This is a genomic window from Mesorhizobium sp. L103C119B0, from assembly GCF_000502235.1.
In the GTDB taxonomy this organism is placed as follows: Bacteria; Pseudomonadota; Alphaproteobacteria; order Rhizobiales; family Rhizobiaceae; genus Mesorhizobium.
The window spans coordinates 21,905-28,458 of sequence record NZ_AYXE01000034.1 but is presented as its reverse complement, the minus strand read 5'-3'; the positions used below and the strand labels follow the sequence as shown (position 1 = coordinate 28,458).

Annotated in this window: 5 protein-coding genes and 1 pseudogene; 5 read left to right on the top strand and 1 reads right to left on the bottom strand. The window is 58.3% G+C overall.

Going from position 1 to position 6,554, the window contains the following annotated elements:
- Window positions 1-66: 66 nt before the first annotated feature.
- Window positions 67-668, bottom strand: a pseudogene (locus X728_RS01000000167380) (winged helix-turn-helix domain-containing protein).
- A 1,291-nt stretch (window positions 669-1,959) separates the two neighbouring features.
- On the opposite strand from X728_RS01000000167380, the gene X728_RS137785 reads away from it, so the two are divergent.
- The 5 genes from X728_RS137785 to X728_RS137805 all read left to right on the top strand — a co-directional run bounded on the left by X728_RS137785 (window position 1,960) and on the right by X728_RS137805 (window position 6,517).
- Window positions 1,960-2,745, top strand: a complete 786-nt coding sequence (locus X728_RS137785) for a type IV secretion system lytic transglycosylase VirB1 (RefSeq protein WP_023673708.1) — start codon at window positions 1,960-1,962, stop codon at window positions 2,743-2,745.
- Window positions 2,746-2,819: 74 nt separating this feature from the next.
- Window positions 2,820-3,125, top strand: a complete 306-nt coding sequence (virB2, locus tag X728_RS137790) for a pilin major subunit VirB2 (protein WP_023673707.1) — start codon at window positions 2,820-2,822, stop codon at window positions 3,123-3,125.
- Window positions 3,125-3,451: a type IV secretion system protein VirB3 gene (locus tag X728_RS137795; RefSeq protein WP_023673706.1), complete on the top strand. Its 327-nt coding sequence runs from the start codon at window positions 3,125-3,127 to the stop codon at window positions 3,449-3,451. The genes virB2 and X728_RS137795 overlap by 1 nt, the downstream gene beginning before the upstream one ends.
- Window positions 3,451-5,820, top strand: coding sequence for a VirB4 family type IV secretion/conjugal transfer ATPase (locus X728_RS137800; RefSeq protein WP_023685155.1), 2,370 nt, complete (start codon window positions 3,451-3,453; stop codon window positions 5,818-5,820). Before X728_RS137795 ends, X728_RS137800 begins: the two co-directional genes overlap by 1 nt.
- A 13-nt stretch (window positions 5,821-5,833) precedes the next feature.
- Window positions 5,834-6,517 (top strand): type VI secretion protein, encoded by a 684-nt coding sequence (locus tag X728_RS137805; RefSeq protein WP_023673704.1) that lies wholly within the window; start codon window positions 5,834-5,836, stop codon window positions 6,515-6,517.
- Window positions 6,518-6,554: the final 37 nt, after the last annotated feature.

The following is a 6,554-nucleotide window of genomic DNA, read 5'->3' as shown; positions in this document are numbered from 1 at the left end:
GATCAGGCTGGTACTGTTGGAAGGCTTGATCAGCCTCGTCACCCCAATCTCCAGCATAGCTCACTGTCACGCGGCCAACGTGCCTCCGTAGCTAACATCTACGTCAGCGTTGAAGAAGTACCCTGCGCCACGGGATGTTTTGACCAGGCGAGGGTTGGCCGCATCAGCCTCCAGCTTTCGGCGCAAGCGCATGATTAGGACATCGATACTTCGATCGTACACCTCTTCTCCACGCACACGGCTCGCGAGCAAAAGCCGTTCTCTGGATAGCACGTTGCGGGGGTTCTCCAGAAATGCGATCAAGAGATTGAACTCACATGCGGTAAGCTTGACCTCGCCACGCTCCGCACAGATCAGTCGCCGCTGCTTCACGCTTAGCTTCCAGGCCCCAAAGCGAAATGAGCGCTGCTCTCTGGTTCGCGGACTAGAAATGCGCTGGCGTAGCGCTACTCGAATGCGGGCCAAGAATTCGCGCATCCCGAAAGGCTTGGGAATGAAATCGGTTGCGCCGAGCTCCAGTGCAACCACTTTTNTGGCTCACGTGAAAGAACATAGTCAAACTGCTTGCTATCGTGGACTGCGGTTACCTTCAGGGCATGCATCGTGAGATACTCGGCGATGAGGCGCCGCATTGCGGCATCATCGTCAATGACAAGAACATGTTTCAACGGCACACCTTCAATCTTGAATCCCCTTGTCTAAACCTGTTGCCGAGCAACCCTGGGGCACCGACCCAGAACAGCTGCTCCTTGATACCACTCGCCGTTGCGTGCGGCCAATGTGAGGCCGTGCTCGTCCTGTTCCTTTCATCCCCAGCGAATTGACCGCACCAAGGCAGCCCGTGGCCACCAGACAGGTCCCAGCGCCGACATGACCCTGCCGTGTGGTCCTTCGCTTTTTCGCTTCGAGCTCCCCCGTTGGTGCAGGCCTGCCAATATCACTCAAGTTCGACCTCATGGATGCCAAGTTTCCTGCTATGCCCTTGCATCCTGGTCATCCTGGAGTTTGCGGACCTGGATCATCTCGATATCCTCCGGCTCGTGGATCCAGCTCGGACATGGTTGAGCAGCGCGGCGTTTGGCTTGATCGGAGAGGCGGTCGGCGGAAGAAGACCGTGATTCGCTGCAGCGGCCTTGTGCAAAATAGTGTGTCTCCTGCCAAGCCGGCTTCGTCCAAGGTGGCCGGCGGCCTCAAATGCTGTTCGGCGACCGGCAGGTCGCCGGTTGCGGTGAACGTCCGGGCTAACATTTCTCAGTTACTGCAACTCCTCCATCTTGAGCGTGTCACTATGCTTGTCCATTGCGCCGTCGGACTGCGTCAATGACGTGCGGTTATCTGCCGATGGGACTGTGCATGATCCACCCTTTGGCGGCGGCGGCCGAACAGCTGAACGAGGCTCGCACCAGGATGGGCTGCGCCGCCACGTCTTCCCAGTTGACCCTCGCCGCCGCGGATTTGCGCCTTCGAGCCAGCTTCGCGGACGAGCTCGCGTCTCAAGCTATGATCTGAGTATGCAGGGCCGCGCATGGCTGCTCTTTAAGGACCGGCAGCATACCGGCAAAGTTGGGCCGCTTTATCGCCTTAGTCGATTCCCCACGGTGATCCCGAGCCTGAACAAGCCCGCCAAGCTCCCCATTTTGTCCTTGGCTTGGCGCTGACAGAAGTACCGTCCATGACGCCAAAGTCGCGGCCCACACTCCAGGAGCAACGGACGGCCGGGACGAGCAATCCTGTACAGGAGTCATTGTACCAAGATGCTCCGGATGTCGCTGGCTGATCGTGCCCGCGCCACCCACGCATGCGCAAGATGCTCACCCACGCTGATACGAACACGGTCTTTGCTTCAATTGAAACCGAAAAGCTGAACTTGAACATCACACAGTAACAAACCTCCCCGATAAGCGCGTGCCGGACAGGGCCAGAACCCGTCCGGCGGCTTGGAAAGGTAGGTGATAGGGAATGTTTATTGCAGCTTGGCCGCTGGCCATCGTCCTGATGACATCCATGTCACTCCCAGCCGAGCCCGCGCCACTTTCTCCGCGTGAGTTCCGCAGCCTGTCGCGCAAATGCGCCCCCTGGGTTGCGCCGTCCACCCTGGCCGCGATTGCCAAGATTGAAAGTGGCTTTGAAACGCTGGTGGCTCATGACAACACCACAGGTGAGCAGCTTCGCTGGATAGACCACCTGGAAGCCACGCGGGGCATCAAGGAACGCCTCGAAGCACAACATTCTGTCGATGTTGGATTGATGCAGATAAACAGCAAGAACTTTGCCATGCTCAATCTCACGCCGGAAAGGGCTTTCGAGCCCTGCGCCTCGCTTTCGGCTGCCGCCCACCTGCTTGAAAGCCGGTATGCCGGCGGCACCACTGCTGTGGCACAGCAACTGGCGCTTCGCCGTGCCATCTCGGCCTATAACACGGGCGACGTCACGCATGGCTTCGCCAACGGTTATGTACGCAAGGTCGAGTCGGCCGCAAAGGACATCTCAAGTCTCCTTGAGAGAACGCTGGAGCCGACTGCTCGAGATGTGCCGCACCTTGAGGCACCCGGTCGGAAAGCCGTGCCGCCTCTGCTCCAGCAGAGCCAACAGGCCAATAGAAAGAAGCAGCCCAACCAAGATTCTTGGGACATCTGGGGCTCGTATCAGCCAGACCGCTCCGGGGCCGATCCCTCCGATCCGACAGGCAGCCAGGCTGCGAAAGCACGGGAACCCTCGAACCCGAACAAACTCGTATTCGATTGAAACATGGAGATGCAATGATGACGCCACTCAAGATACTTCGTGCGCTTAAAACGCGTGTTCCTTCGCCTTTTTCCATGCTGCGCATGGCGGCTGAATATGTACCGGCCGCTGCTGCAGGCGCGGCGTGGACGGTCTTCTACAGCGGGCCAGCCGCGGCTCAGGTGACCGGAGGGACGGATCCTGCCAAGATGGTCCAGAATATCTGCACGTTCATACTTGGCCCCTTTGGACAATCACTGGCCGTGCTCGGGCTCGTAGCCATCGGTATCTCTTGGATGTTCGGTCGTGCTTCACTTGGCCTGGTTGCGGGTGTCGTTGGAGGGATCGTCATCATGTTCGGGGCCAGCTTCCTGGGCAAGGCGCTCATAGGCGGCGGCTGATGAGCGACCGGTTGGAAGTGAGCACCCTCTATGTGGCGGCGACGCGCCCCGCACTGTTTCTGGGGGTGCCGCTGACGCTGGCCGGATTGCTCATGATGTTGGCTGGGCTTGTTATCATTATCCTTCAGAACCCGCTCTACGAAATCGTTCTCGTGCCACTCTGGTTCGGAGCACGGCTGGTTGTTGAGCGTGACTATAACGCGGCAAGCGTCGTGCTGCTCTATTTGCAGACGGCCGGCAGAAGCGTGGACGGGCCGGTCTGGGGAGGCGCAAGCGTCAGCGCCAATCCGATCAGAGTGCCGAAACGCGGAAGAGGAATGGTGTAATGTTCGGCGCCAGCGGCCGGACCGAGAGGTCTGGCGAGATCTACCTTCCGTATGTTGGTCACGTAAGCGATCAGGTTGTCCTTCTGGAAGACGGATCGATCATGGCCATGGCACATGTGAACGGTGTGCCCTTTGATTTGGAAGACGCTGAGATGCGCAACTCGCGCTGCCGCGCGTTCAACACTCTCTTGCGCAACATCGCCGATGACAATGTCTCGATATACGCTCATCTTGTGAGACACAACGATGTGCCGGCGCCGGCGCCGCGCCAGTTTCAAAGTGCATTCGCTGGCAGTCTGAGCGAGGCCTACGAGCGTCGTGTGCTGTCGGGAAAGCTCTTTCGCAACGATCACTTCCTCACTTTGATCGTGTCCCCCCGCACCGCAATCGGCAAGATCGGCTTGCGGATTGCCAAGTCCCGCAGACGGAATGAGCACGATCTAGCCACCCAAATGCGGAGCCTGGAAGACCTCTGGCACATCACTGCTGGCGCACTCGGCGGTTACGGTCTGCGCCGGTTGGGCATTCGTGAGAAAGGCAACGTGCTCTTCACGGAAATCGGCGAGGCGCTTCGGCTCATGATGACTTGCCGGTTTCTTCCGGTTCCGATGGTTACCGGCTCACTTGGCGCCTCGATCTACACTGACCAGGTCATCTGCGGGAAGCGGGCGCTTGAGATTCGAAGGCCCGGGGATAGCTCCGTCGGATCATTGTTTTCGTTCCGTGAATATCCGGCGACGACGCGGCCGGGCATGCTAAATTCCTTGCTGTCCGCCAACTTCCCGCTTGTCCTGAGCCAGAGCTTTTCCTTCCTCACTCGCCCACAAGCTCATGCCAAACTAAGCCTTAAGTCCAGCCAGATGACGAGTGCCGGCGACAAGGCTCTCACCCAGATCAATGAACTTGCCGAGGCAGAGGACGCACTGGCAAGCAACGAATTCGTGATGGGTTCGCATCATCTGAGCCTGTGCGTCTATGCCGACAGCCTCAATAGCCTTGCAGATCGCGCAGCAAGTGCCCGCGCACGGCTGGCCGACGCGGGCGCCGTTATCGTCCAAGAGGGCATCGGCATGGAGGCCGCATATTGGTCCCAACTTCCGGGGAACAACAGGTGGCGCACGCGCCCGGGGGCGATCACCTCACACAATTTTGCCGGGCTCGTCTCATTTGAGAACTTCCCAAGCGGTTCCAGTTCCGGCCACTGGGGCAATGCTGTTGCGCGCTTTCGCACAAACGGTGGAACTTCTTTCGACTACATCCCCCATGAGAATGACGTCGGCATGACGGCAATATTCGGGCCCGTTGGCAAAGGCAAGACGACGCTGATGACCTTTGTCCTCGCGATGCTTGAGCAAAGCTTGGTCGATCGCAATGGTGCGATCGTCTTCTTCGACAAGGATCGGGGTGGTGAACTGCTGGTGCGAGCCACGGGAGGGACATATCTTGCGTTGCGCAGAGGCGCTCCGAGCGGCTTGGCCCCTCTGCGTGGACTGGACAACACCTCCGCCTCCCGGGACTTTCTGCGCGAGTGGTTGATGGCCCTGATCGAGAGTGACGGCCGTGGTCCGATCTCGCCGGAGGAAAGCCGTCGGCTGGAACGCGGCATTGTTCGTCAGCTTTCGTTCGAACCCCCTATGCGCTCACTTGCGGGCCTGCGCGAGTTCCTATTGCACAGCCCCTCCGAGGGCGCAGGAGCACGGCTGCAGCGGTGGTGTAGAGGGGGGGCGCTTGGATGGGCCTTTGACGGCGACGTGGACGAAGTAAGGCTGGATGCCTCCATTACTGGCTTCGACATGACGCAGCTCCTGGAATATGAGGAGGTCTGTGCACCGGCCGCCGCATACCTTCTGCATCGAGTGGGCGCTATCGTCGATGGTCGTCGGTTCGTCATGAGCTGCGACGAATTTCGATTCTATCTACTCAACCCCCAATTCTCGGCCGTTATCGACAAGTTCTTGCTCACGGTCCGCAAAAACAACGGCATGTTGATACTCGCAACGCAGCAGCCTGAACACGTTCTGGAATCGCCTCTCGGAGCTAGTCTCGTTGCGCAATGTATGACGAAAATTTTCTACCCATCACCGACGGCGGACCGCTCTGCGTATGTCGATGGCTTGAAGTGCACTGCGCAGGAGTTCGAGGCAATCCGCCAGGGAATGGCAATCGGCAGCCGCAAGTTTTTGCTCAAGCGCGATAGCGGGAGTATTGTTTGCGAATTCGATCTTGGGCAGATGCGCGAGTACGTAGCCGTACTCTCGGGGCGGGCCAACACAGTGCGCTTTGCCGACCAGCTTCGTAACCAGCACGGAGACGCCCCAAGTGGGTGGCTCGACAAGTTCATGGCCCGGTACCACGAAGTTCAAGACTGACGGAGGAATATTCATGAAATTTGCCAAACTTGCAGTAACGACCCTTGCTGCTTCCCTTCTGCTTCACGGACAGGCCCGTTCGCAATTTATCGTCAGCGACCCTGTAACAGAAACACAAGCGACCTTAACAGCGCTTTCCAATGCGGCGATCCTTGAGAGGTCAATCGAGACGCTCGCTACCACGATTGAAATGGTGACAATTCTAACGTCGTCATTCGCTGTCACGGGACTGCTAAGCTCACTTAACCAAGGAAATCACTACCCGTCGAGCAATAAGCTGGAGGAGCAGATGTTTGATGCTCGGGCGCCAGCTTCGATTATGGCCCGTAACATTGCGAAGGACCCAAATCGGATAGTCAACGGCACCGATTCAGAAGCGAAACTGTTACAGGGACAAATCGCCGGGGCCGCCAATGCCGCAGCTATTGCAGCCGACACTTTGGGCATGATGGACAAGCGCCTTAAGGATAACGCCGGCACGCTTGGTCAGCTTTCCCGCTCGGGAAATATTATGCAGGCCACCGTGACCAACGGTCTGGTCCTCAAGCAGATTCACGATGCGATGATCCAAAATGTCCAGGCCACGAGTCTGCTGACAATGGCCACTGCACAAGGGAGCCTTCACGCCGTGGAGGAGGCCGCCACGCAGCGTCGCGAACATCAGGACACCGCTAATATGTTTAGCATCCTCCCGTAAACCACACAGAGTTCATCAGGCTCAGCTGCGCTGATCA

Excerpts from the sequence above, each read along its gene's own strand:
- X728_RS137795 (WP_023673706.1), top strand. The coding sequence starts at position 3,125 with ATGAGCGACCGGTTGGAAGTGAGCACCCTCTATGTGGCGGCGACGCGC.
- virB2 (WP_023673707.1), top strand. The coding sequence starts at position 2,820 with ATGCTGCGCATGGCGGCTGAATATGTACCGGCCGCTGCTGCAGGCGCG.
- X728_RS137805 (WP_023673704.1), top strand. The coding sequence starts at position 5,834 with ATGAAATTTGCCAAACTTGCAGTAACGACCCTTGCTGCTTCCCTTCTG.
- X728_RS137785 (WP_023673708.1), top strand. The coding sequence starts at position 1,960 with ATGTTTATTGCAGCTTGGCCGCTGGCCATCGTCCTGATGACATCCATG.
- X728_RS137800 (WP_023685155.1), top strand. The coding sequence starts at position 3,451 with ATGTTCGGCGCCAGCGGCCGGACCGAGAGGTCTGGCGAGATCTACCTT.